Here is a 22,997-nt window from a genome sequence, read left to right as displayed (position 1 = left end):
CATGTCCAAATCCTTATTGGTAATCAGCCGCCAGGCGCCGTGGTCCGGGCCAAGCGCGCGCGAAGCCCTGGATATTGTGCTGGCGGGCGGGGCGTTCGACTTGCCGATCGGCCTGCTGTTTATGGACGACGGCGTGTTTCAACTGGCGCCGCAGCAAAACGCCAACGCCGTGCAGCAAAAGGATTTGAGTGCCAACCTGCAGGCGTTGGGCCTGTTTGGCATTGATGACGTGTTCGCCTGCGGCCACAGCCTGGCCGAACGCGGGCTCACAGCCCCTGCCAGCGCCCAGGCACTGAGCAACGACGCTATTTGCAAATTGATTGACCGTTACGACCAGGTGATTACCCTCTGATGTCGACTTTACATGTGGTGTCTCATTCACCGTTTACCGATAGCCGCCTCGCCAGTTGCCTGCGCGTATGTGGCAGTGCGGACGCGATTCTGCTGTGCGGCGACGGTGCCTACGGCCTGCACAACGCGGCGCTGCAAACCAGGGGCGTGAAGGTTTTTGTACTGGCCGAAGACATGCAGGCGCGCAACCTGCCGCTACCGGACTGGGCCGACAGCGTGGACTACCCGGGTTTTGTGCAGTTGACCATCGACTACGACAAGGTCAACAGCTGGCTATGAACACCCTGACCGTAGGCGAACGCACCCTCGAATTGGACAAGGACGGCTACCTCGTCGACCTCAATGACTGGTCTGCGGAGGTCGCCAACGCGCTGGCCGCCGCCGAGCCCCTGGAATTGACCGCCGCCCATTGGGAAATCCTCGAACTGCTGCGCGGGTTCTATGAAGAGTTCCAGCTGTCCCCGGCCACGCGCCCACTGATCAAGTACACCGCTTTGAAGCTGGGTCCGGAAAAGGGCAACAGCCTGCACCTCAACACACTGTTCAACGGCACTCCCGCCAAACTCGCCGCCAAGTTGGCGGGCCTGCCCAGGCCGACGAATTGCTTATGACCGACTTTGCCCCGCTGACCTTTGAAACCCCTGCCGAGCACCCGTTTGCGCAGTTCGTGCGCATCCTGGGCAAAGGCAAGCGCGGCGCGCGCAACCTCACCCGTGAGGAAGCCCGCGAAGCCATGGGCATGCTGCTCGACGAGAAGGTCGAGGACACCCAGCTCGGCGCCTTCCTGATGTTGCTGCGCCACAAGGAAGAAAGCCCGGAAGAGCTCGCAGGTTTCACCCAAGCCGTACGCGAACGCCTGAACGCGCCGGCGCTGAAGGTGGATGTCGACTGGCCAACCTACGCCGGTAAAAAACGCCACCTGCCGTGGTATTTGCTGGCAGCCAAGTGCCTGGCGCAAAACGGGGTGCGCATTCTTATGCACGGCGGCGGTGCGCACACCGCCGGCCGGTTGTACACCGAGCAATTGCTGGAAGGTTTACAGATCCCGTTGTGCCGTAACTGGCAGCAGGTCGAAACGGCGCTCGAACACGGCAACCTCGCGTTTATTCCCCTGGGCGACTGGGCACCGCAACTGCAACGCATGATCGACCTGCGCAACACCTTGGGCCTGCGCTCGCCGATCCACTCGCTGGCGCGCCTGCTCAACCCGCTGAATGCGCGCTGCGGCCTGCAAAGCATTTTCCATCCCGGTTACCAGGGCGTACACCGCGATGCCAGCGGCCTGCTTGGCGACAATGTAATCGTGGTCAAGGGCGATGGCGGCGAAGTCGAGATCAACCCGGACACCATCAGTCACCTGTATGGCACCACCGGCGGCCAAAGCTGGGATGAAGAATGGCCCGCCCTCTCCGCCCAACGCCACGTCAAACCTGCCAGCCTGGAACCCGAACACCTGAAAGCCGTGTGGCGGGGTGACGCTCAAGACAGCTACCCGCAACTGGCACTGATCGCGACCATGGCCCTGGCATTACGCGGCATCGGCCATCCGCGAGAGCAGGCGTTTGCATTGGCCCAGCAATACTGGGATGCGCGGGACAAATCGATTTAATCGATCATTCCCCCGCAGTCTTTGCGCTTTTAGTTCGAACTCATCCCTTTACACTGGCCTCCAACGCTTATTAGCCGAGGAGCCAGTCATGGGTTTGCTGATCGAAGGACACTGGAAAGACCAATGGTACGAAAGTAGCGCAGACGGCGCTTTCCAACGCGAGCAGGCACAGCGCCGCAATTGGGTGACCGCCGACGGTGAGCCCGGCCCGAGTGGCGAAGGTGGCTTCAAGGCCGAAGCCGGTCGCTACCACCTGTATGTTTCCCTCGCCTGCCCCTGGGCGCATCGCACGCTCATCCTGCGCAAGCTCAAGGGCCTGGAAAGCCTGATCGAGGTGTCCGTGGTCAGTTGGTTGATGCTGGAAAACGGCTGGACCTTCGACAAGTCCCACGGCTCTACCGGCGACAAGCTCGACGATTTTGCCTACATGCATCAGCGCTACACCGCCGACACCGCCGACTACACTGGCCGCGTGACCGTGCCGGTGCTGTGGGACAAGAAGCTCAAGCGCATCGTCAGTAATGAGTCGGCGGAGATCATCCGCATGTTCAACAGCGCGTTCAACCACCTGACCGGCAACACGCTGGACTTCTATCCCGAGGGGCTTCGCCAGACGATTGACGCGCTGAACGAGCGCATCTATCCCGCGGTGAACAACGGCGTGTACCGCGCAGGCTTCGCCACCTCGCAAAAGGCTTATGAAAGCGCGTTTGACGATGTGTTTGCCGAACTGGACCACCTGGAGCAGCACTTGGGTAAGCACCGCTACTTGGCCGGCGAATACCTGACCGAAGCCGATGTGCGGCTGTTCACCACGCTGATTCGCTTTGATGCGGTGTATTACAGCCACTTCAAATGCAACCTGCGGCGGATTGCCGATTACCCGAGTTTGTCGAACTGGCTGAGGGAGATGTATCAGTGGCCAGGCGTGGCCGAGACGGTGGATTTTGCGCATATCAAGGGGCATTACTACGCGAGCCATCGCACCATCAATCCGACGGGGATTGTGCCGAAAGGGCCGTTGCAGAGTTTTGATGCCGGGCATGATCGCGAGCGGCTGAGCGGTAAGGCCGTCTGGAACTGACACCGCCCTCTTCCGGTAGCGATTGGGCTTTCGTGGCGAGCGGGCTTGCCCCGCGTTGGGCTGCGCAGCAGCCCCCGTAAAAACACCGCGTTCTGCCAAGCAAACCGCGGTGTCTGGCTTTAGGGCTGCTGCGCAGCCCAACGCGAGGCAAGCCCGCTCGCCACACTCAAATCACGCACTCAAGGGCGGTGTCAGACCTGGGATTGTGCGCCTTCGAACCACTTCAGCTTTTCGCGCAACTCCACCACTTCACCGACGATCACCAGTGTTGGCGCATGCACTTCATGCTCCGCCACCATGCGCGGCAAATCCGCCAGGGTGCCGGTGAAGACACGCTGGTTGGAGGTGGTGCCCTGCTGGATCAACGCCGCCGGCGTATCCGCCGAGCGCCCATGCTTGATCAGCTGCTCGCAGATGATCGGCAAGCCGATCAAGCCCATGTAAAACACCAAGGTCTGCGAGGGGCCAACGAGATCATGCCAAGGCAGGTCCGAGGTGCCGTTTTTCAAATGCCCGGTGATAAACCGCACCGACTGCGCATAGTCGCGATGGGTCAGCGGAATCCCCGCATACGCCGCGCAACCACTGGCCGCCGTGATACCCGGCACCACCTGAAACGGAATGCCGTGGGCCGCCAACTCTTCGATCTCTTCGCCACCACGGCCAAAGATGAACGGATCGCCACCCTTGAGACGCAGCACACGCTTGCCTTGCTTGGCCAAGTCCACCAATTGCTGGTTGATCTGGTCCTGCGGCACGGCGTGGTCGGCGCGACGCTTGCCGACGTAAACCCGTTCGGCATCGCGACGGCACAGTTCAAGAATCGCCGGCGCCACCAAGCGGTCGTACAGCACCACGTCGGCTTGCTGCATCAGGCGCAAGGCGCGGAAGGTCAGCAGGTCCGGATCACCCGGGCCTGCGCCCACCAGGTAAACTTCGCCCGGCGCATGCGGCGGTTTCCCGTTGACCTTTTCGATCAGCAGGCGCTCGGCTTCATCGCCCTGCCCGGCCAACTGACGGTCGGCAATCGGGCCCTGGAAAACTTCTTCCCAGAACGCGCGACGCTGCTGCACATCCGGATACAAACCTTTGACCTGGGCACGAAAACGCGCCGCCAACCCGGCCAATTGGCCATAGGTGGACGGAATCCAGGTTTCCAGCTTGGCGCGGATCAGGCGTGCCAGCACCGGCGCATCGCCGCCACTGGACACTGCAATCACCAAGGGCGAACGGTCGACAATCGCCGGGAAGATCACGCTGCACAAGGCTGGCGCGTCCACCACGTTGACCGGCACGCAGCGACGCTTGGCATCACTGGACACTTGCGCGTTCAGCGGCTCGTCGTCGGTCGCGGCGATGATCAGGGTGCAACCGTCGAGGTCGGGCTCCTGATAACCGCGCAAAATCAGTTCCCCGCCACTGCCCAGTACCAGTTCACGCAACTGGTCTTCGATCTGGGGAGCAACCACCCGCAACAACGCACCGGCGTCGGCCAGCAGCCGGGATTTGCGCAAGGCAATCTCCCCGCCACCGACGACCAACACACGACTGCCGCGCAGGTTATGAAACAGCGGCAGAAATTCCATTTAGCCGATGACCTCAACGCCCGCCATGTAAGGCTTGAGCACTTCAGGTACACGAATCGAACCGTCAGCCTGCTGGTAGTTTTCCAACACGGCTACGAGCGTACGGCCGACGGCCAGACCCGAACCGTTGAGGGTGTGCACCAGCTCCGGCTTGCCGGTTTCCGGGTTGCGGAAACGCGCCTGCATGCGACGGGCCTGGAAGTCACCGCAGTTGGAGCACGACGAAATCTCACGGTATTTGTCCTGGCTCGGCACCCACACTTCGAGGTCGTAGGTCTTCACGGCACTGAAACCCATGTCGCCGGTGCACAGCGCCAAGACGCGGTACGGCAGCTCCAGCAGTTGCAGCACGCGCTCGGCGTTGGCGGTCAGGCCTTCCAGGGCTTCCATCGAGGTCGACGGCTCGACCACTTGCACCATCTCGACTTTGTCGAACTGGTGCTGGCGGATCATGCCGCGGGTATCGCGCCCCGAAGCACCGGCTTCACTGCGAAAGCACGGGCTGTGGGCCACGAACTTGATCGGCAGCTGCTTGGCGTCGAGGATCTCGCCGGCGACGATGTTGGTCAGCGACACTTCGGCCGTCGGGATCAGGTACAGGTCGGCTTCGCCGTCGCGGCTGATCTTGAACAGGTCTTCTTCGAATTTCGGCAGCTGGCTGGTGCCCATCAGCGCCGGCGCCTGCACCAGGTACGGGGTGTAGGCCTCTTCGTAGCCGTGCTCGGCGGTGTGCAGGTTGATCATGAACTGCGCCAGGGCGCGGTGCATGCGCGCGATCGGGCCGCGCAGCAAGGCAAAGCGTGCGCCGGACATTTTGGCGGCGGTTTCAAAATCCAGGCCACCGGTCAGCTCGCCGAGTGCAACGTGGTCCTTGATCTCGAAATCAAAGACCTTGGGCGTGCCCCAGCGGCGCACCTCGACGTTGCCGTCTTCGTCTTCGCCAATCGGCACCGATTCGTGCGGCAGGTTGGGGATGCCCAGCATGATCGAGTCCAGCTCGCTCTGAATGCCTTCCAGCTCGACTTTGCCGTCGGACAGCTCAGTGCCCATACGCTCGACGTCGGCCATCAGCGGCGCAATGTCTTCGCCGCGCTGCTTGGCCTGACCGATGGATTTGGAACGTGCATTGCGCTCAGCCTGCAGTGCTTCGGTGCGGGTCTGGACGGTCTTGCGCTGTTCTTCCAGCGCTTCGATGCGCGCAACATCCAAGGCAAAGCCACGGGATGCCAGGCGGTCCGCTACGTCCTGAAGGTTGCTACGTAACAGTTTGGAATCGAGCATGTCGGTCTCTCGTTATCAAAGTTTGGTCAAGGACAGGCCAGCCCAGGTGGCGAGCAGCCCGCCGAACACGCTGATGCCCAAGTAGCCGAAGGCGACCAGGGCTTGCCCGCTTTCCAGCAGGCGCAGCGTATCCAGTGAAAAGGATGAAAAGGTCGTCAGACCGCCTACAAAGCCGACAATCAAGCCGGCGCGAATCTCAATCGGCACTTCCGGGCGCAACAGGAACCAGCCGTACAACAGCCCGATGATCAAGCAACCCACCAGGTTGACCGCCAGGGTCGCCGCATAAAAATGCTTGGGCCAATTGGCGCTCACCCACGTACCGGTGGCGAAACGCAATAATGTACCAGCGATGCCGGCTACGGACACGGCAAGAATGGTCTTGAGCACTACTTTCTCCGCTGTTTGGGGCTGAGGCGATCGAGTTGGGCGAGGTGATTGAGCTTTTCACCAATCTTCAGCTCCAGCCCACGGGGCACCGGCTGGTAGAACGGCTGCGGCTCAAGCTCATCGGGAAAATAATCTTCACCGGCGGCATAGGCGTCCGGCTCGTCATGGGCATAGCGGTATTCGTCGCCGTAGCCCAATTGCTTCATCAGCTTGGTCGGGGCGTTGCGCAGGTGCAACGGCACTTCCAGCGAGCCGTGTTCGGCCGCGGCGCGCAGGGCCGACTTGAAGCCCATGTACACGGCGTTGCTTTTGGGTGCGCACGCCAAGTAAGTGATGGCCTGCGCCACCGCCAACTCGCCTTCCGGGCTGCCGAGGCGTTCCTGCACTTCCCAGGCGGCGAGGCACAGGCTCAGAGCGCGCGGGTCGGCATTGCCGATGTCTTCGCTGGCCATGCGCACCACACGGCGCGCCAGGTACAACGGGTCGCAGCCGCCGTCGATCATCCGCGCAAACCAGTAAAGCGCGCCGTCAGGGTTGGAGCCACGTACGGATTTGTGCAGCGCCGAGATCTGGTCGTAGAAGGCTTCGCCGCCCTTGTCGAAGCGCCGGCGGGTGTCGCCCAGCAGGCTTTGCAGGAGGTCGACGCCGATCTCGCTGTGGTCTTCGGCCAGATCCGACGCGTTTTCCAGCAGGTTGAGAAAGCGACGACCGTCGCCATCGGCGGCGCTCATCAAAATCTTGAAGCCTTCGTCGCTGAGGCTGAGCTGGCGCTTGCCCAGGCCCTTGTCTTCGCTCAATGCACGCTGCAACAGCTTGCGCATCGCCGCTTCGTCCAGGCTCTTGAGCACATAGACCCGCGCCCGCGACAGCAGCGCGTTGTTGAGTTCAAACGACGGGTTTTCGGTGGTGGCGCCGATAAAAATCAGCGTGCCGTCCTCGACATACGGCAAAAACGCATCCTGCTGCGACTTGTTGAAGCGGTGCACCTCATCAACGAACAGGATGGTGCGCTTGCCGTATTGCCCGGCCTGCTGCTTGGCCACCTCAACCGCCTGGCGGATCTCCTTGACCCCCGCCAACACCGCCGAAACCGTTTCGAAGTGCGCATCCGAGACCTTCGCCAGCAAGCGCGCCAGGGTGGTTTTACCCACGCCCGGCGGCCCCCAGAAAATCATCGAGTGCAGCGCACCCTGCTCCAGGGCTTCGCGCAATGGCTTGCCGCGAGCGAGCAGGTGTTCTTGCCCGACGTACTCGTCCAGGTTGGTCGAACGCAAACGCGCGGCCAAGGGTTGAGCAATCGGGTCACTTCGAAACAAATCCATGGGCAGCGCTTGAAACCTCTAAACAGTTTATTCCTGGATCACGTCGGCACCCTTGGGTATGACGAACTTGAACTTGGAGGCATCGACAACGCCGTTGGCCTTGACCGCAGAGAACAGGATATCGGTGCGCTGACCAACGCTGTCGATCAGGCGCATGTTGTTGATCACGCCATTGCCAAACGACAGCTGCAGGCTGTCGAACAACGTGTCCTTGGACTTAGGCTTGAGGGTGAACTCAATCACGTTGCTGGTTTGCTTGGAGGTGATATCAAAACTGTCGCTGATTTTCGACACATCGCCCGACAGCAGCAGCGCCGGCGTCTGATTCAGGCGCGGGTCGAGCTTTTTGATGGTCGCCTGCTCCAGGTCCGGGTCCCACAAGGTGACTTTCTGGCCGTCGGAGACGATGGTCTGCTCGTTCGGCGCGTCGGTTTTCCAGTAGAACAGGCCCGGACGCTGCACGGCCATTTCACCGGCGGTTTCCTGCAACTGGGTGCCGCCGCCATCCAGGGTCAACTGGGAAAAGCGCGCCGTCAGGGTCTTGGATTTGTCCAACAGGTTGGTCAGGCTGGCCACGGAGGCCGGATCAGCGTGGGCCGAAACAGCAGTCAGGGCCAGGGCTGGCAACAACAGCATGCGGATAAGACGCATGGGAGTCCTCATTGAGTCGTTAAGGCGAGCCGCGTGCTGCCACTCGGCACGAGATCAGTCGCGCATCTGCCCGGGGGCGATGACTTCGCGCGAGCCGTTGGTGTTCATTGCGGTCACGACGCCAGCGTTTTCCATGGCTTCGATCATGCGGGCGGCGCGGTTGTAGCCGATTTTCAGTTTGCGCTGTACCGCAGAGATCGAGGCACGGCGGCTTTCAAGCACGAACGCCACGGCTTCGTCGTACAGCGCGTCGGTCTCGGCGTCGTCGTCGCCACCGCTGCTGCCACCGTCGAAGCCGCTGCCGGCCTCTTCGACACCGGCGAGGATGTCGTCGTTGTATTCCGGCGCGCCGCGCAGTTTCCAGGCTTCCACCACGCGGTGTACTTCGTCATCGGAAACGAACGCGCCGTGAACCCGGATCGGCAGGCTGGTGCCGGGCGGCATGTAGAGCATGTCACCGTGACCCAACAGTTGCTCGGCGCCGCCCTGGTCGATGATGGTGCGCGAGTCGATCTTGCTGGAAACCTGGAACGCCATGCGCGTCGGGATGTTGGCCTTGATCAGACCCGTGATCACGTCCACCGATGGCCGCTGGGTCGCCAGGATCAGGTGAATGCCGGCAGCCCGGGCTTTCTGGGCGATACGTGCGATCAGCTCTTCAACCTTCTTGCCGACGATCATCATCATGTCGGCAAATTCGTCGACCACGACCACGATGGTCGGCAGCTTGGTCAGCAGCGGCGCTTCGTCGTGGATATTTTCGCGCTTGTACAGTGGGTCGGTCAGCGGCGTGCCGGCGTCCTGGGCTTCCTTGACCTTGGCGTTGAAGCCGGACAGGTTTCGTACGCCCATCTTCGCCATCAGCTTGTAGCGGCGCTCCATCTCGGCCACGCTCCAGCGCAAGGCGTTGGCGGCGTCCTTCATGTCGGTGACCACCGGGCAGAGCAGGTGCGGAATGCCTTCGTAGATCGACAATTCCAACATCTTCGGGTCGATCATGATCAGCTTGGCGTCATCCGGGCCGGACTTGAACAGGATCGACAGGATCATCGCGTTCACGCCTACCGACTTACCGGAACCGGTGGTACCGGCAACCAGCAAGTGCGGCATTTTCGCCAGGTCGGTGATCACCGGCTTGCCGCCGATGTCATGGCCCAGGGCCAGGGTGACCGGCGATTTGAAGTTGTCGTATTCCGGCGTCGACAGCACTTCGGAGAAGCGCACGATCTGCCGGTCTTCATTGGGAATCTCGATGCCCACGGTGGTCTTGCCGGGGATCACTTCCACCACCCGCACGCTGGTCACAGCCAGGGAGCGGGCCAAGTCTTTGGCCAGGTTGGAAATGCGGCTGACCTTGACGCCGGCGGCGGGCTGGATTTCGTAACGGGTAATAACCGGGCCCGGGTGGATCGAGTCGACGGAAACTTCGACGCCGAATTCCTTGAGTTTGATTTCCAGCAGATGGCCGACGGCCGCCAGGGATTCCGGGGAATAATTGAGTTGTTTCTTTTCGGCCGGGTCGAGAATCGAGATCGGCGGCAAGGTGCCTTCCACGGCGCTGTCGATAAACAACGGGGCTTGTTTCTCTTTCTGTACGCGATGGCTCGGCTCGGGAGCCTTGGGCGGCGCCGGGGCGATCACCGGCGGCACCTGCTTCTCGCGGTCCGACATATGTTTGCTCAGGGCTTGCTCGCGCTCGATCAGGCGCTCCTTGACCTTGGCCTGCTCGCGCCGGTCCGGCGTGGTCGGGGCCACGACCTCATTGACGCGGGTATCCACCTCACGCAGCTGCGCCACCATGCGCTTGCGATCAACACGCGCCGACCACCAGCGGTTGGCCGCACCCTGGAACAATTCGAGCAGGTCGAGGGTGATCTTGCCGGTGACGTCCATCACCTTGAACCACGACAAGTCGGTGAACACCGTCAGGCCGAACAGGAACAGCGCGATAAACATCAAGGTGCTGCCCTGGATATTCAGGCTCTTGCGCGCCAGGTCGCCAAGGCTCTCGCCCAGCGCACCGCCCGCGCCCGCCGGCAAACCGGTAGGCGCATGAAAGTGGATGTGCGCCAGGGCCGCACCGGACAGCACCAGAAACACCAGGCCGATCAAGCGCCAGGAGAACAGCCAGCCGCTCCACTGCCACGGCTCGTGGCGCTGGCGGAAGATCTGCCAGGTCTTGATCGCCAGCAACAGCGGGAAGATGTACGCGAAGTAACCCAGCACCATGAACAGAATGTCGGCGCTGTAGGAACCGGCAGGTCCACCGAAGTTCTGCACGTCTTCGATCTTGCTGTTGTGGCTCCAGCCCGGATCGTCCTTGCCATAGGTCAGCAAGGCCATCATCAGGAACAGGCACAGGGCGCCGATGGCGATCAGCGCCCCTTCCTTGAGTCGGTAGTGCAGGTGCTGGCGCCAGGCCGGCACGACTGCTGCTTTAGGTGTTGCGGCGGATTTCTTCAAAACGGGTCTTTTCCTGCGCCTTTAGCGCGTCCATCTGTTGAATGACTGCACACTACCGCTCAATCCGAGCGGCTGAAAAATGAACGAACGTCGCTGAATCTACTTTTAACACTGGGTGATGAAAGGGTGAAATGGCGATAACGCCACAATGGCCGCATTGTACGGGTTTGCGCCCGCGATGCCACGCCCTTGCCGATCACTGAGCAGCATAGACAAATGAAGTGTCACAGCATGTTCAATTTGAACATGCATTGTCTTTGCTGACAAAGGCTTATGAGCTGTTTTTAGCAATCCAGGCAAGCTTGGCAAATGGCCTGCATTGCCTGGACCCGATTACGACCGCGCCTCGGGCACAGAGTTGCAGAAACACGCGCTCACGCTAATCCTCGTCGATCCCCGATTCGGGCTGGCCCCACAGCGCTGTGTCGACAATAATCACCCCTGCCGCGGCAGGCGACTCGTCTGCCACTCCCCTCCCCTTCCGTAAGCCTGGATGCCATGCTGACCTGGTTGCAACGCGACTCCCTGACTTTTCCGCCGCTGGCCAAGGCCATGCGCGAACCCAATGGCCTGCTTGCCGCCGGCGGCGACTTGTCGGCCGAACGCCTGATCGAGGCTTACCGCCATGGCTGCTTTCCATGGTTCTCGCAAGGCCAGCCGATTCTTTGGTGGTCACCAGACCCGCGCACCGTGATATTCCCCGACGAACTGCATGTCTCGCGCAGCCTCGGCAAACTGCTGCGCCAGCAGCGTTATCGCGTGACGTTCGACCAGGACTTCGCTGCCGTCATCCAGGCGTGCGCCGCACCGCGCAGCTACGCCGATGGCACCTGGATCACCGAGGGCATCCAGAGCGCCTACCTGGAGCTGCACCAGCGCGGCTACGCGCACTCGGTGGAAGTGTGGGATGACGGCGAACTGGTTGGCGGTCTGTATGGGCTGGCGATGGGCCAATTGTTCTTTGGCGAATCCATGTTCAGCCGTGCCGACAACGCGTCGAAATTCGGTTTCGCTACCCTGACCCGGCAGTTGCAGGCCTGGGGTTTTGTGTTGATCGACTGCCAGATGCCCAATGATCACCTGCACAGCCTTGGCGCGCGCGCCATACCGCGCAGTGATTTCGCGGCCTTCCTGCGCAACCATTTGGACCAACCCAGCTCTGGACCGTGGGTTTCCTAGGCGACTTTCTCGCACCTGGCTTACACTTATTTCAAAGCTTATCCCGAGGGTTGATCATGACCGAGCTGGCGCGCTTGAAGTTTTATGCCACTCAAGCCCACTCTTGCAGCTATCTGCCCGACGAGCAGGCCACCACGCTGTTCCTCGACCCCAGCCAGCCAATGGACGTGCACGTATACGCCGACCTGTCAGAGATGGGTTTTCGGCGCAGCGGCGATCACCTGTACCGCCCCCATTGCCAGAACTGCAATGCTTGCGTGCCGGCACGCATCCCGGCTGCGCAGTTTTTGCCGGACCGTAACCAGAAACGCATCCTCAAGCGCAATGCCGACCTGACGGTGACCGCCACCAAGCCTCAGTACAGCGAAGAATATTTCGATCTCTACCAGCGCTACATCGAACAACGCCATGCCGACGGCGATATGTTCCCACCCAGTCGCGATCAGTTTTCGACGTTCCTGGTGCGCGACCTGCCGTTTTCTCGGTTCTATGAGTTTCGCCTTAACGGACGCCTGCTGGCGGTGGCCGTGACCGATCTGCTGCCCAACGGCCTGTCCGCGGTGTACACGTTCTACGAGCCAAGCGAAGAACGTCGCAGCCTGGGACGCTTTGCAATTTTGTGGCAAATCGGTGAAGCCTTGCGCCTGGAACTGGAGGCGGTGTACCTCGGTTACTGGATAAAAAACTGCAAAAAGATGAACTACAAGACCCAATATCGGCCGATTGAGCTACTTATTAATCAAAGATGGGTCACGCTTAACTAGAACCCCTTGGCTTAAACACCCTTTTTCGGGCACAATGCACGCCGCTTTTGCCTGGCGCAGTTGCACCGGGCCATTCACTGGATACCGAGGGCTTTACTGCATGTCGAAAGAAGACAGCTTCGAAATGGAAGGCACTGTCGTCGACACCCTGCCCAACACCATGTTTCGTGTGGAGTTGGAAAATGGGCACGTCGTAACCGCGCATATCTCCGGCAAGATGCGCAAGAACTACATTCGTATTCTTACCGGTGACAAGGTGCGCGTCGAGCTGACGCCCTATGACTTGAGCAAAGGGCGCATCACTTACCGCGCTCGTTAATCAAGTCAATACAAAACGCCCGGTTCTGCCGGGCGTTTTTGTGTGTGCGCGATTAATAAGGGAGTTGCTTGCCTGGCGATAGCGGTATGACAGTAAGCGCGTCGCTGACTGACCCATCCAATCGCAGGCAAGCCAGCTCCCACAGTTGATCTTCAGTGCTTGAGACAGACAGCAAAAAGGCGCCCTTGGGCGCCTTTTTGCTTTGTTGCGGTCAGCGATATCAGGCCATTTCGGCCGTGGTTTCGAAATCGAAGGTCAGCTCGCCGTCCTTCAGATCGATATGCACCACGCCACCATGGTCGGAGAGCTCGCCGAACAGGATCTCTTCGGCCAGTGGCCGCTTGATCTTGTCCTGGATCAGACGTGCCATTGGGCGAGCGCCCATTGCCGCGTCGTAACCACCCTCCGCCAACCAATTGCGCGCCGCGTCCGTTACGTCCAGCTGCACGCGCTTGTCTTCCAACTGCGCTTGAAGCTCGGTAAGGAACTTGTCCACCACGCTTTTGATGACCTCATGGCTGAGGCGACCAAACTGGATAATGGTGTCCAGGCGGTTGCGGAACTCCGGCGTGAAGCTTTTCTTGATCACTTCCATCGCATCAGAGGAATGATCCTGATGCGTAAAGCCGATCGAAGCCCGCGCGGCGGTTTCAGCACCGGCGTTGGTGGTCATGATCACGATCACGTTGCGGAAGTCCGCCTTGCGCCCGTTGTTATCAGTCAGGGTCCCGTGGTCCATGACCTGCAGCAGCAGGTTGAAGACTTCCGGGTGGGCCTTCTCGATTTCATCGAGCAGCAACACGCAATGCGGCTGCTTGGTGATAGCTTCGGTCAACAGACCGCCCTGGTCGAAACCGACGTAGCCCGGAGGCGCACCGATCAGGCGCGACACCGTGTGGCGCTCCATGTATTCGGACATATCAAAGCGCACCAGCTCAATGCCCATGGCCTTGGCCAACTGCCGCGCCGCCTCGGTTTTGCCGACGCCGGTAGGGCCTGCGAACAGGAACGAACCGACCGGCTTGTCCGGCGACTTGAGGCCCGCGCGCGACAGCTTGATCGCGGTGGACAGCGAGTCGATGGCCGCATCCTGACCGAACACGGTGAGCTTGAGGTCACGCTCCAGGTTACGCAGCAGTTCCTTGTCGGAACTGGTGACGTGTTTTGGCGGAATCCGCGCGATCTTCGCCACGATGTCCTCGACCTGAGGCACGTCGATGCGCTTCACGCGCTTCTCGACGGGTTGCAGGCGCTGGTAGGCACCCGCCTCATCGATGACGTCGATAGCCTTGTCCGGCATATGCCGGTCATTGATGTAGCGTGACGCCAGCTCGGCCGCTGCGCGCAACGCCTCATCGGTGTACTCGATGCCATGGTGCGCTTCGAAACGCCCCTTGAGCCCACGCAGGATGCCGATGGTGTCTTCAACCGAAGGCTCGGACACGTCGACTTTCTGGAAGCGACGCGCCAAGGCGCGGTCTTTCTCGAAGATCCCGCGAAATTCCTGGAAGGTGGTCGAACCGATGCAGCGGATATCACCCGACGACAGCAACGGCTTGAGCAGGTTGGAGGCGTCCATCACCCCACCGGAAGCCGCACCGGCACCAATGATGGTGTGGATCTCATCGATAAACAAGATCGCCTGCGGGCGCTTTTTCAGCTCACCGAGCAGCGCTTTGAAGCGCTTCTCGAAGTCGCCACGGTACTTGGTCCCGGCGAGCAATGCGCCCAGGTCAAGGGAGTAGACGACACTGTTGGCCAGCAGGTCAGGCACCTGGTTATCGACAATACGTTTGGCCAGGCCTTCAGCAATCGCGGTTTTACCCACGCCCGCCTCGCCCACCAGCAATGGGTTGTTTTTGCGACGACGCGCGAGGATCTGCGCTACACGCTCAACTTCAAGCTCGCGGCCCACCAGCGGATCGATCCGCCCCTGGCGCGCCAACTCGTTGAGGTTGCTGGCATAGGCATCCAGCGGGTTGCTTGAAGAAGAAGACTCACCGCCCTCGTCGTCCTGCATATCCTGCTCACCCTCGGAATGATCGCCGTGCCCTGGCACCTTGGAGATACCGTGGGCGATGTAGTTGACGACATCAATACGCGCAACGCTCTGCTGCTTGAGCAGAAACACTGCCTGGCTTTCCTGTTCGCTGAAGATAGCCACAAGCACATTGGCGCCTGTGACTTCACGCTTGCCGGAGCTCTGGACGTGGAATACCGCACGCTGCAAGACCCGCTGGAAGCCCAGGGTTGGCTGGGTTTCGCGGTCCTCGTCATGCACGGGGATCAGTGGCGTAGTGGAGTCGATAAACTCCTGCAGGTCATGCTTGAGTTTGTCGAGGTTGGCGCCGCACGCACGTAGCACGGTGGCGGCAGCTTCGTTATCCAAAAGTGCCAGCAGCAGGTGCTCGACGGTCATGAATTCATGACGCTTCGAACGGGCCTCCTTGAAGGCAAGATTGAGGGTGACTTCGAGCTCGCGGTTTAACATAGCTTCACCTCATACCCAAGTGGTCGGCGTTAACCGTCCTTCTCGATTTCACAGAGTAGCGGATGCTGGCTTTCCCTGGCGTACTGGTTGACCTGCATGGCCTTTGTCTCGGCGATGTCGCGGGTAAACACTCCACATACTGCCCGTCCTTCTGTGTGAACGGCCAGCATTACCTTGGTCGCCAACTCGCGGTTCAGGTTAAAAAACACCTCGAGCACTTCGACCACGAAATCCATCGGTGTGTAGTCATCATTGAACAAAACCACCTTGTACATCGGCGGCGCCTGTAAGGCAGGCTTCGCTTCCTGAACAGCAATGCCCGCAGAACCGTCGTCGTCATGTTCCTGATCGGGGCGATCCTGATTGAATGTTAGTCGAATCTGGCTGTTTGCATGCATGGAAAGAAAGGTTCGTCAGTGGTTCAAGTACAGTGATGGGGGCGACCTGTCAGAATTTCAACTCTGACCCAATGGTCGCCTTGACTATCGGCGAATCAGTGTTACAACCAATAGAGCCCACAGTGGGTAAAAAAGGTCCGCGCAGTCAACCTTATTTATTCGGGTTAGGACGGATAAACTGGATGATACTCCAGTGATGGAGTCTGGTGCAGAGGGATATGGTATGTCTGGCGTCAAGATCAATGGCAAGGTCAAATGGTTTAACAATGCCAAAGGCTACGGTTTCATAAATGCAGAAGGAAAACCCGAAGAAGATCTCTTTGCGCATTATTCAGCGATTACCATGGACGGGTACAAGACGCTGAAAGCGGGCCAAGCAGTGACATTTGAAACCATTCAGGGGCCCAAGGGACTGCACGCGGTTGCAATCTCGGCGGCCGAGGCGCAAACAGAGGCGCAGCCACCTGAAGAAATGCACGAAAAGAAGCTCAAGACAGATCAGCCCACTCAATCAAAGAAGAAGCAAACGGCCTGATCAGTTTTTTCAGTAAGTGCCCCACAAAAAACCGGCCATTCCGAGACTTCAGAATGGCCGGTTTTTTATGGCCCGCGATTTACATATGCGAAATCAACGCATCACCAAAGCCCGATGACGACACCAGCTTGGCGCCGTCCATCAAGCGCTCGAAGTCATAGGTCACGGTCTTGGCCGAAATCGCGCCATTGGTGCCCTTGATGATCAAGTCGGCGGCTTCGGTCCAGCCCATATGGCGCAGCATCATTTCCGCCGACAGGATCAATGAGCCCGGGTTGACCTGATCCTTGCCCGCATACTTGGGCGCCGTGCCATGGGTGGCTTCGAACATCGCCACGGTATCGGACAGGTTGGCCCCCGGCGCAATACCTATTCCCCCCACCTCCGCCGCCAGGGCGTCGGAAAGGTAGTCACCGTTCAGGTTGAGGGTCGCGATCACGTCATATTCGGCCGGACGCAGCAGAATTTGCTGAAGCATGGCATCGGCAATGGCGTCCTTGACCACCACGTTCTTGCCGGTTTTAGGATTTTTGAACTGCATCCACGGCCCACCGTCGAGCAGCGTCGCACCAAACTCTTCAGCCGCCACTTCGTAGGCCCACTCTTTGAAGGCGCCCTCGGTGAACTTCATGATGTTGCCTTTGTGCACAATGGTCAGCGAATCACGGTCGTTATCCACCACATATTGCAGGGCCTTACGCGCCAGACGTTTGGTGCCCTCTTTGGAGACCGGCTTGACGCCAATCCCGCAGTCCTGGTCGAAGCGGATCTTGGTGACGCCCATTTCTTCCTTGAGAAACTTGATCACCTTGATCGCTTCCGGCGAGCCGGCCTTCCACTCGATGCCGGCGTAAATATCCTCGGAGTTCTCACGAAAGATCGTCATGTCTACATCGCCAGGCTTTTTGACCGGGCTGGGCACACCTTCAAACCAGCGCACCGGGCGCAGGCACACATACAGGTCGAGTTGTTGACGCAGGGCCACGTTCAACGAACGAATGCCACCGCCGACCGGCGTGGTCAGGGGCCCCTTGATGGAGACCACGTAATCCTTGACCGCATCCAGGGTTTCCTGGGGCAGCCAGGTGTCCTGATCGTAGACTTGAGTCGCTTTCTCGCCCGCGTAAACCTCCATCCAGGAGATCTTGCGCTTGCCGCCGTAAGCCTTTTCAACAGCGGCGTCGACCACCTTGATCATCACCGGGCTGATGTCGACGCCAATACCGTCGCCTTCTATATAAGGGATGATCGGTTGGTCAGGAACATTGAGAGAATGGTCTGCATTGACGGTGATTTTGTCGCCGACTGCCGGAACCTGAATCTTCTTGTATCCCATGCTGAACTCCATCTATGGATTGAACATCTGGCTGCGTTCGAGCCTACTCCAGATATATGGCGACTGAAACCTCACGCCACGCTCATTTGCATCGAAAACAGCATATTTGGTCGCCTACAAGCCTGAAAGCAAAGGCAAAATCGCCAATCTTGAGCACATCGCGCAACGTTAGTCGCACCTGGCAACCTGCGACCTTTAGACCAATGGACGACGCACCTTTTGTATGAAGGCTCGGCGTAAGCATAGCGACGTATGTATAATGCCGCCGCTGACCCAAGAGTCACGACAGCTGACCGCTCTAGACAGTAGCCTTCAGCCAGAAAGCAGGACTATTACAATAGTCCACCCGCTTGACGCTCGACTGATGCAACCCAACATCACCGCGAAGAAACCTCGACATTTCGCTCATGGATGACTTTGAACGAACGCGCTCCACCCGGCGCATCTCGAGTTTCTGCGCACGCTTTCAGCAAAGAAGAGAGTTAATCCGAATATGCCCACCCGCTCGAAGATCATCTACACCTTCACCGACGAAGCCCCAGCCCTCGCCACCTATTCATTGCTGCCTATCGTAGAGGCCTTCACCGCTTCCGCTGATATTGCTGTGGAAACCCGCGACATTTCCCTCGCCGCGCGCATCCTCGCAAGCTTCCCCGAGCAACTGGGCGCCAAGGCTATCCCGGACCACCTCGCCGAACTGGGCGACCTGGCCGTTACGCCTGAAGCCAACATCATCAAGCTGCCTAACATCAGCGCCTCGACCCCGCAGCTGCAAGCGGCGATCAAGGAGCTGCAGGCCCAGGGCTACGCCCTGCCGGACTACCCGGAAACCGTAACCACCGACGCGGAAAAAGAAACCCGTGCACGTTACGACAAGGTCAAGGGCAGCGCCGTGAACCCGGTACTGCGCGAAGGCAACTCTGACCGCCGCGCACCGCTGTCGGTCAAGAACTACGCACGCAAGCACCCGCACAAAATGGGCGCCTGGGCTGCAGACTCCAAGTCGCACGTCGCTCACATGAGCAACGGCGACTTCTACGGCAGCGAAAAAGCCGTACAGATCGAAGCCGCTGACGCGGTGAAGATCGAGCTGGTTGCCAAAGACGGCACCGCCACCGTGCTGAAAGAAAAGACTTCGGTACAAGCTGGCGAAATCATCGACACCGCCGTGCTGAGCAAAAAAGCCCTGCGCGCGTTCATCGCCACCGAAATCGAAGACGCCAAGAAACAAGGCGTGCTGCTGTCGGTTCACCTCAAAGCCACCATGATGAAGGTCTCCGACCCGATCATGTTCGGCCAGATCGTTGCCGAGTTCTATAAAGACGCCCTGACCAAGCACGCTGCCGTGCTGGAACAGATCGGCTTCAACCTGAACAACGGCATCGGCGACCTGTACGCTCGCATCAAGGCCTTGCCGGCCGAGCAGCAAGCGCAGATCGAAGCCGACATTCAGGCGGTCTACGCCGCTCGCCCATCGCTTGCGATGGTCAACTCCGACAAAGGCATCACCAACCTGCACGTGCCGAGCGACGTGATCGTCGACGCCTCGATGCCGGCCATGATCCGTGACTCCGGCAAGATGTGGGGCACCGATGGTCAGCTGCACGACACCAAGGCAGTGATCCCGGATCGCTGCTACGCCACCATCTACCAAGCCGTCATCGAAGACTGCAAGGCCAATGGCGCTTTCGACCCAACCACCATGGGCAGCGTGCCAAACGTTGGCCTGATGGCGAAGAAAGCCGAAGAGTACGGCTCTCACGACAAGACCTTCCAGATCAAGGCTGACGGCGTTGTCCGCGTCACCGACAGCAAGGGCAACCTGCTGATGGAACAGACTGTTGAAGCCGGCGACATCTTCCGCATGTGCCAGACCAAAGACGCGCCGATCCAGGACTGGGTCAAACTGGCCGTCAACCGTGCCCGCGCCAGCAACACCCCGGCTATTTTCTGGTTGGACCCACAGCGCGCGCACGACGGCGTCGTGGTCGAGAAAGTTCAGGCCTACCTGAAAGACCACAACACCGACGGCCTGGACATCCGCATCATGTCGCCGGTCGACGCGATGAAGTTCACCCTGGAGCGCACCCGCAAGGGCCTGGACACCATCTCGGTGACCGGCAACGTACTGCGCGACTACCTGACCGACCTGTTCCCGATCATGGAACTGGGCACCAGCGCCAAGATGCTGTCGATCGTGCCGCTGATGAACGGCGGTGGCCTGTTCGAAACCGGCGCCGGCGGTTCGGCTCCGAAACACGTGCAGCAGCTGGTTGAAGAGAACTTCCTGCGCTGGGATTCCCTGGGCGAGTTCCTGGCCCTGGCAGCATCCCTTGAGCATTTGGGTGTCACTTACAACAACCCGAAAGCCCTGGTGCTGTCCAAGACCCTGGACCAGGCCACTGGCCAGTTCCTGGACAACAACAAGTCGCCATCGCGCAAAGTCGGCAACATCGACAACCGCGGCAGCCACTTCTACCTGGCGCTGTACTGGGCTCAAGCCCTGGCCGCCCAGACCGAAGACACTGCACTGCAAGCGCAGTTCGGCGAACTGGCCAAAACCCTGAGCGACAACGAGGCGACCATCGTTGCCGAGTTGAACGCCGTGCAGGGCAAGCCAGTGGACATCGGCGGCTACTACGCGCCGAACCCGGAGCTGACCAGCAAAGCCATGCGCCCAAGCAACAGCCTCAACGCGGCGATTGCCAAGTTGAAGTAAGGTTGTAAGGATGCAAAGAAGCCCCGGCCCCGTGCCGGGGTTTCTGTTTTTGCCGTTCTACGCAAGAAACCGGATCAAATGTGGGAGGGGGCTTGCCCCCGATAGCGATGGATCAGTCGAGCTATTGGTAATTGACACACCGTCATCGGGGGCAAGCCCCCTCCCACACTGACCGCAATTGTGCCCAAACACCGCGTCATATCTTGAATCGAGGCCTCCCATGACCTGGCAACCCCACATCACCGTCGCCACCCTCGTCGAAGACAACGGCCGCTTCCTGATGGTCGAGGAACTCAAGGGCGGCCGCGCCGTGCTCAACCAGCCCGCCGGCCATCTGGACCCGAACGAAACCCTGACCGAAGCCGCCGTGCGCGAAACCCTCGAAGAAACCGGCTGGGACGTCGAGGCCACCGGCATTGTCGGGATCTACCTGTACACCGCGCCCAGCAATGGCGTGACCTACCAGCGGGTCTGCTTCACCGCCAAGGCGCTGAAACACCACCCGGACTATCAACTGGACGACGGCATCGTCCGCGCCCGCTGGCTGACCCGCGACGAGCTGATGGCCCTGCGCGACGACTGGCGCAGCGAGTTGATCATCCGTTGCATCGATGATTATTTGAGCGGCCAGCGCCACAGTCTGGAACTGATCCGCCCTTCTCTTTAGCCTTGCGGACGCGAGCCTGCTAGAATCGCGTCCTTTTTAAAGACACCCGTTGAAATCCTATGCGTGATCCAGCCCCTTCTGACACACAAAAGAAGCGCGTCATCGTCGGTATGTCCGGCGGCGTGGATTCTTCCGTTTCCGCCGTTCTGCTCATGGAGCAGGGTTATGAGGTGGAAGGCCTGTTCATGAAGAACTGGGAAGAAGACGATGGAACGGAATATTGCACCGCCATGGACGACCTCGCGGACGCCCAGGCCGTGTGCGACAAGATCGGCATCAAGTTGCACACCGCCAATTTCGCCGCCGAGTACTGGGACAACGTGTTCGAGCACTTCCTGGCCGAATACAAGGCCGGCCGCACGCCGAACCCGGACATCCTGTGCAACCGCGAAATCAAGTTCAAGGCGTTTCTCGACTACGCCATGATCCTTGGCGCCGACCTGATCGCTACCGGCCACTACGTGCGCCGTCGCGACGTGGGTGACCGCACCGAACTGCTCAAAGGCCTGGACCCGAACAAGGACCAGAGCTACTTCCTGCACGCCGTCGGCGGTGAACAGATCGCCATGACCCTGTTCCCGGTGGGCGAGCTGGAAAAACCCGAAGTGCGCCGGATCGCCGAGAAACACGGCCTGGCCACCGCCAAGAAAAAGGACTCCACCGGGATCTGCTTTATCGGCGAGCGCCGCTTCAGCGACTTCCTCAAGCAGTACCTGCCGGCACAACCGGGTGAAATCAAAACCACCGAAGGTGATGTCATCGGTCGCCACCACGGCCTGATGTACCACACCATCGGCCAGCGTCAGGGCCTGGGCATCGGCGGTTTGAAAGACGCAGGTGAAGAGCCGTGGTACGTGCTGGTCAAGGACCTGGAAAACAATGTGCTGATCGTCGGCCAGGGCAATGAACACCCGCTGCTGTTCTCGGGCGCGCTGCTGGCCTCGGAGATCTATTGGGTCAACCCGATCGACCTGAGCACGCCGCGCCGCCTGACCGCCAAGGTGCGCTATCGCCAGAGCGACCAGCCTTGCACCCTGGAGAAAACCGCCAGTGGCTTTCGCGCCACGTTCGATGACCCGCAACGCGCGGTCACGCCTGGCCAGTCCGTGGTGTTTTATGACGGCGAAATTTGCCTGGGGGGCGGTGTGATTGAAGTCGCCGAACCCTGGAGCAACCCGGCATGAGCCCGACCCAGGAGCAACTGACCGCACTCGGTGGGGTTTTCCTCGCTGCAGTACTGGTCGACAAGATCGCCAAGACCGGCCAGGTGACGGAGGCAGGCCTGACCTGCATGCTCGGCAGCCTGCTGATCCGCGACCCCAAGGACACCCTGGAAGTCTATGGCGGCGACGACCTGGCGCTGCGCGAAGGCTATCGCGCGCTGATCGGCGCACTGGAGCGCGATCCGAGCACCTTGCAGCGCGAACCCCTGCGCTACGCTCTGTCGATGCTCGGCCTTGAGCGCCAATTGGCCAAGCGTGACGACATGCTCGAGACCATCGGCAAGCGCCTGCCGCAGATCCAATCCCAGGTCGAGCACTTCGGCCCGGCCCACGAAAACGTGATCGCCGCCTGCGGCGCGCTGTACCAGGACACCTTGAGCACCTTGCGCCAACGCATCCAGGTGCACGGCGACATGCGCAACCTGCAGCAACCGAACAATGCCTCTAAAATCCGCGCCCTGCTCCTGGCCGGTATCCGTTCGGCACGGTTGTGGCGCCAGTTGGGCGGTCATCGTTGGCAACTGGTGATCAGCCGACGCAAATTGCTCAAAGAGCTTTACCCGTTGATGCGCAACGAATAAGTCGCAGCAACCAGGATTTTTATCGCCTCACGCGTAATACGCCGGTCA

The 22,997-nt window shown here is 60.1% G+C and carries 22 protein-coding genes; 13 read left to right on the top strand and 9 right to left on the bottom strand.

Annotation, left to right across the window (positions count from 1 at the left end):
• Position 1 precedes the first annotated feature (1 nt).
• The 5 genes from tusC (at position 2) to ACP7B3_RS24395 (ending at position 3,044) form a co-directional block, all read left to right on the top strand.
• Positions 2 to 352 carry a sulfurtransferase complex subunit TusC gene (gene tusC / locus ACP7B3_RS24415; protein ID WP_426181419.1) on the top strand — a complete coding sequence of 117 codons (351 nt, stop codon included), beginning with the start codon at positions 2 to 4 and terminating at the stop codon, positions 350 to 352.
• The gene (tusB, locus tag ACP7B3_RS24410) at positions 352 to 630 is read left to right on the top strand and encodes a sulfurtransferase complex subunit TusB (RefSeq protein WP_426181416.1); all 279 of its coding nucleotides are present in this window, start codon (positions 352 to 354) and stop codon (positions 628 to 630) included. Before tusC ends, tusB begins: the two co-directional genes overlap by 1 nt.
• The gene (locus ACP7B3_RS24405) at positions 627 to 962 is read left to right on the top strand and encodes a TusE/DsrC/DsvC family sulfur relay protein (RefSeq protein WP_145164721.1); all 336 of its coding nucleotides are present in this window, start codon (positions 627 to 629) and stop codon (positions 960 to 962) included. The genes tusB and ACP7B3_RS24405 overlap by 4 nt, the downstream gene beginning before the upstream one ends.
• Entirely contained in the window at positions 959 to 1,960 is a 1,002-nt protein-coding gene (locus ACP7B3_RS24400) for a glycosyl transferase family protein (protein WP_426181412.1), read from the top strand. The genes ACP7B3_RS24405 and ACP7B3_RS24400 overlap by 4 nt, the downstream gene beginning before the upstream one ends.
• Positions 1,961 to 2,048: 88 nt before the next feature.
• Entirely contained in the window at positions 2,049 to 3,044 is a 996-nt protein-coding gene (locus ACP7B3_RS24395; RefSeq protein WP_426181409.1) for a glutathione S-transferase family protein, read from the top strand.
• Positions 3,045 to 3,235: 191 nt separating this feature from the next.
• Here the strand turns inward: ACP7B3_RS24395 and cysG are convergent, their stop codons facing one another.
• From cysG to ACP7B3_RS24365, 6 genes are read right to left on the bottom strand one after another with little or no spacing between them, the layout of a single operon-like run.
• The gene (gene cysG / locus ACP7B3_RS24390) at positions 3,236 to 4,630 is read right to left on the bottom strand and encodes a siroheme synthase CysG (RefSeq protein ID WP_426181406.1); all 1,395 of its coding nucleotides are present in this window, start codon (positions 4,628 to 4,630) and stop codon (positions 3,236 to 3,238) included.
• A complete protein-coding gene (gene serS, locus ACP7B3_RS24385; RefSeq protein WP_426181403.1) occupies positions 4,631 to 5,911 on the bottom strand; it encodes a serine--tRNA ligase in 1,281 nt (426 codons plus the stop codon).
• Positions 5,912 to 5,926: 15 nt separating this feature from the next.
• Complete coding sequence (crcB, locus tag ACP7B3_RS24380) at positions 5,927 to 6,301, bottom strand: fluoride efflux transporter CrcB (protein WP_034098661.1); 375 nt, start codon at positions 6,299 to 6,301, stop codon at positions 5,927 to 5,929.
• Positions 6,301 to 7,623, bottom strand: a complete 1,323-nt coding sequence (locus ACP7B3_RS24375) for a replication-associated recombination protein A (RefSeq protein ID WP_106579856.1) — start codon at positions 7,621 to 7,623, stop codon at positions 6,301 to 6,303. The genes crcB and ACP7B3_RS24375 overlap by 1 nt, the downstream gene beginning before the upstream one ends.
• Positions 7,624 to 7,650: 27 nt before the next feature.
• Positions 7,651 to 8,274 (bottom strand): outer membrane lipoprotein chaperone LolA, encoded by a 624-nt coding sequence (lolA, locus tag ACP7B3_RS24370; protein ID WP_106579857.1) that lies wholly within the window; start codon positions 8,272 to 8,274, stop codon positions 7,651 to 7,653.
• Between the two features lie 54 nt (positions 8,275 to 8,328).
• Positions 8,329 to 10,737, bottom strand: a complete 2,409-nt coding sequence (locus tag ACP7B3_RS24365) for a DNA translocase FtsK (RefSeq protein ID WP_145164713.1) — start codon at positions 10,735 to 10,737, stop codon at positions 8,329 to 8,331.
• A gap of 498 nt (positions 10,738 to 11,235) precedes the next feature.
• On the opposite strand from ACP7B3_RS24365, the gene aat reads away from it, so the two are divergent.
• The 3 genes from aat (at position 11,236) to infA (ending at position 12,999) form a co-directional block, all read left to right on the top strand.
• A complete protein-coding gene (gene aat, locus ACP7B3_RS24360) occupies positions 11,236 to 11,916 on the top strand; it encodes a leucyl/phenylalanyl-tRNA--protein transferase (protein ID WP_426181397.1) in 681 nt (226 codons plus the stop codon).
• A gap of 56 nt (positions 11,917 to 11,972) precedes the next feature.
• Entirely contained in the window at positions 11,973 to 12,680 is a 708-nt protein-coding gene (locus ACP7B3_RS24355; RefSeq protein ID WP_426181394.1) for an arginyltransferase, read from the top strand.
• A gap of 100 nt (positions 12,681 to 12,780) precedes the next feature.
• Complete coding sequence (infA, locus tag ACP7B3_RS24350) at positions 12,781 to 12,999, top strand: translation initiation factor IF-1 (protein WP_002553999.1); 219 nt, start codon at positions 12,781 to 12,783, stop codon at positions 12,997 to 12,999.
• Between the two features lie 220 nt (positions 13,000 to 13,219).
• Here the strand turns inward: infA and clpA are convergent, their stop codons facing one another.
• Positions 13,220 to 15,490: an ATP-dependent Clp protease ATP-binding subunit ClpA gene (gene clpA, locus ACP7B3_RS24345; RefSeq protein ID WP_106579861.1), complete on the bottom strand. Its 2,271-nt coding sequence runs from the start codon at positions 15,488 to 15,490 to the stop codon at positions 13,220 to 13,222.
• Positions 15,491 to 15,519: 29 nt separating this feature from the next.
• Positions 15,520 to 15,888: an ATP-dependent Clp protease adapter ClpS gene (clpS, locus tag ACP7B3_RS24340; RefSeq protein WP_005789091.1), complete on the bottom strand. Its 369-nt coding sequence runs from the start codon at positions 15,886 to 15,888 to the stop codon at positions 15,520 to 15,522.
• Between the two features lie 223 nt (positions 15,889 to 16,111).
• Between clpS and cspD the strand changes: the two genes are divergently transcribed.
• Positions 16,112 to 16,423, top strand: coding sequence for a cold shock domain-containing protein CspD (gene cspD, locus ACP7B3_RS24335; protein ID WP_145164692.1), 312 nt, complete (start codon positions 16,112 to 16,114; stop codon positions 16,421 to 16,423).
• A 79-nt stretch (positions 16,424 to 16,502) separates the two neighbouring features.
• On the opposite strand, the gene icd is transcribed toward cspD, so the two are convergent.
• Positions 16,503 to 17,759 (bottom strand): NADP-dependent isocitrate dehydrogenase, encoded by a 1,257-nt coding sequence (gene icd / locus ACP7B3_RS24330; protein ID WP_122729012.1) that lies wholly within the window; start codon positions 17,757 to 17,759, stop codon positions 16,503 to 16,505.
• A gap of 493 nt (positions 17,760 to 18,252) precedes the next feature.
• On the opposite strand from icd, the gene ACP7B3_RS24325 reads away from it, so the two are divergent.
• The 4 genes from ACP7B3_RS24325 to hflD all read left to right on the top strand — a co-directional run bounded on the left by ACP7B3_RS24325 (position 18,253) and on the right by hflD (position 22,949).
• Positions 18,253 to 20,478: an NADP-dependent isocitrate dehydrogenase gene (locus tag ACP7B3_RS24325; RefSeq protein WP_426181389.1), complete on the top strand. Its 2,226-nt coding sequence runs from the start codon at positions 18,253 to 18,255 to the stop codon at positions 20,476 to 20,478.
• A 220-nt stretch (positions 20,479 to 20,698) separates the two neighbouring features.
• On the top strand, positions 20,699 to 21,145 hold the full coding sequence (locus ACP7B3_RS24320) for an NUDIX hydrolase (RefSeq protein ID WP_124417848.1): 447 nt from the start codon (positions 20,699 to 20,701) through the stop codon (positions 21,143 to 21,145).
• A gap of 59 nt (positions 21,146 to 21,204) precedes the next feature.
• The gene (mnmA, locus tag ACP7B3_RS24315; protein ID WP_426181385.1) at positions 21,205 to 22,329 is read left to right on the top strand and encodes a tRNA 2-thiouridine(34) synthase MnmA; all 1,125 of its coding nucleotides are present in this window, start codon (positions 21,205 to 21,207) and stop codon (positions 22,327 to 22,329) included.
• Positions 22,326 to 22,949 (top strand): high frequency lysogenization protein HflD, encoded by a 624-nt coding sequence (gene hflD, locus ACP7B3_RS24310; protein ID WP_046068637.1) that lies wholly within the window; start codon positions 22,326 to 22,328, stop codon positions 22,947 to 22,949. Before mnmA ends, hflD begins: the two co-directional genes overlap by 4 nt.
• Positions 22,950 to 22,997 lie beyond the last annotated feature (48 nt).

Source organism: Pseudomonas sp. TWRC1-2, assembly GCF_049896685.1.
Classification (GTDB): Bacteria; Pseudomonadota; Gammaproteobacteria; order Pseudomonadales; family Pseudomonadaceae; genus Aquipseudomonas.
Note: the sequence above shows the minus strand (reverse complement) of the source record. Positions and strands in the feature narration are given on the sequence as shown.

Bases quoted from the DNA above. Each gene is read 5' to 3' on its own strand.
- ACP7B3_RS24375 (WP_106579856.1), bottom strand. From the start codon at position 7,623: ATGGATTTGTTTCGAAGTGACCCGATTGCTCAACCCTTGGCCGCGCGT.
- ACP7B3_RS24320 (WP_124417848.1), top strand. From the start codon at position 20,699: ATGACCTGGCAACCCCACATCACCGTCGCCACCCTCGTCGAAGACAAC.
- ACP7B3_RS24395 (WP_426181409.1), top strand. From the start codon at position 2,049: ATGGGTTTGCTGATCGAAGGACACTGGAAAGACCAATGGTACGAAAGT.
- cspD (WP_145164692.1), top strand. From the start codon at position 16,112: ATGTCTGGCGTCAAGATCAATGGCAAGGTCAAATGGTTTAACAATGCC.
- cysG (WP_426181406.1), bottom strand. From the start codon at position 4,630: ATGGAATTTCTGCCGCTGTTTCATAACCTGCGCGGCAGTCGTGTGTTG.
- clpA (WP_106579861.1), bottom strand. From the start codon at position 15,490: ATGTTAAACCGCGAGCTCGAAGTCACCCTCAATCTTGCCTTCAAGGAG.
- icd (WP_122729012.1), bottom strand. From the start codon at position 17,759: ATGGGATACAAGAAGATTCAGGTTCCGGCAGTCGGCGACAAAATCACC.
- tusB (WP_426181416.1), top strand. From the start codon at position 352: ATGTCGACTTTACATGTGGTGTCTCATTCACCGTTTACCGATAGCCGC.
- aat (WP_426181397.1), top strand. From the start codon at position 11,236: ATGCTGACCTGGTTGCAACGCGACTCCCTGACTTTTCCGCCGCTGGCC.
- serS (WP_426181403.1), bottom strand. From the start codon at position 5,911: ATGCTCGATTCCAAACTGTTACGTAGCAACCTTCAGGACGTAGCGGAC.
- ACP7B3_RS24400 (WP_426181412.1), top strand. From the start codon at position 959: ATGACCGACTTTGCCCCGCTGACCTTTGAAACCCCTGCCGAGCACCCG.
- ACP7B3_RS24405 (WP_145164721.1), top strand. From the start codon at position 627: ATGAACACCCTGACCGTAGGCGAACGCACCCTCGAATTGGACAAGGAC.
- hflD (WP_046068637.1), top strand. From the start codon at position 22,326: ATGAGCCCGACCCAGGAGCAACTGACCGCACTCGGTGGGGTTTTCCTC.
- infA (WP_002553999.1), top strand. From the start codon at position 12,781: ATGTCGAAAGAAGACAGCTTCGAAATGGAAGGCACTGTCGTCGACACC.
- clpS (WP_005789091.1), bottom strand. From the start codon at position 15,888: ATGCATGCAAACAGCCAGATTCGACTAACATTCAATCAGGATCGCCCC.
- ACP7B3_RS24355 (WP_426181394.1), top strand. From the start codon at position 11,973: ATGACCGAGCTGGCGCGCTTGAAGTTTTATGCCACTCAAGCCCACTCT.
- mnmA (WP_426181385.1), top strand. From the start codon at position 21,205: ATGCGTGATCCAGCCCCTTCTGACACACAAAAGAAGCGCGTCATCGTC.
- lolA (WP_106579857.1), bottom strand. From the start codon at position 8,274: ATGCGTCTTATCCGCATGCTGTTGTTGCCAGCCCTGGCCCTGACTGCT.
- ACP7B3_RS24325 (WP_426181389.1), top strand. From the start codon at position 18,253: ATGCCCACCCGCTCGAAGATCATCTACACCTTCACCGACGAAGCCCCA.
- tusC (WP_426181419.1), top strand. From the start codon at position 2: ATGTCCAAATCCTTATTGGTAATCAGCCGCCAGGCGCCGTGGTCCGGG.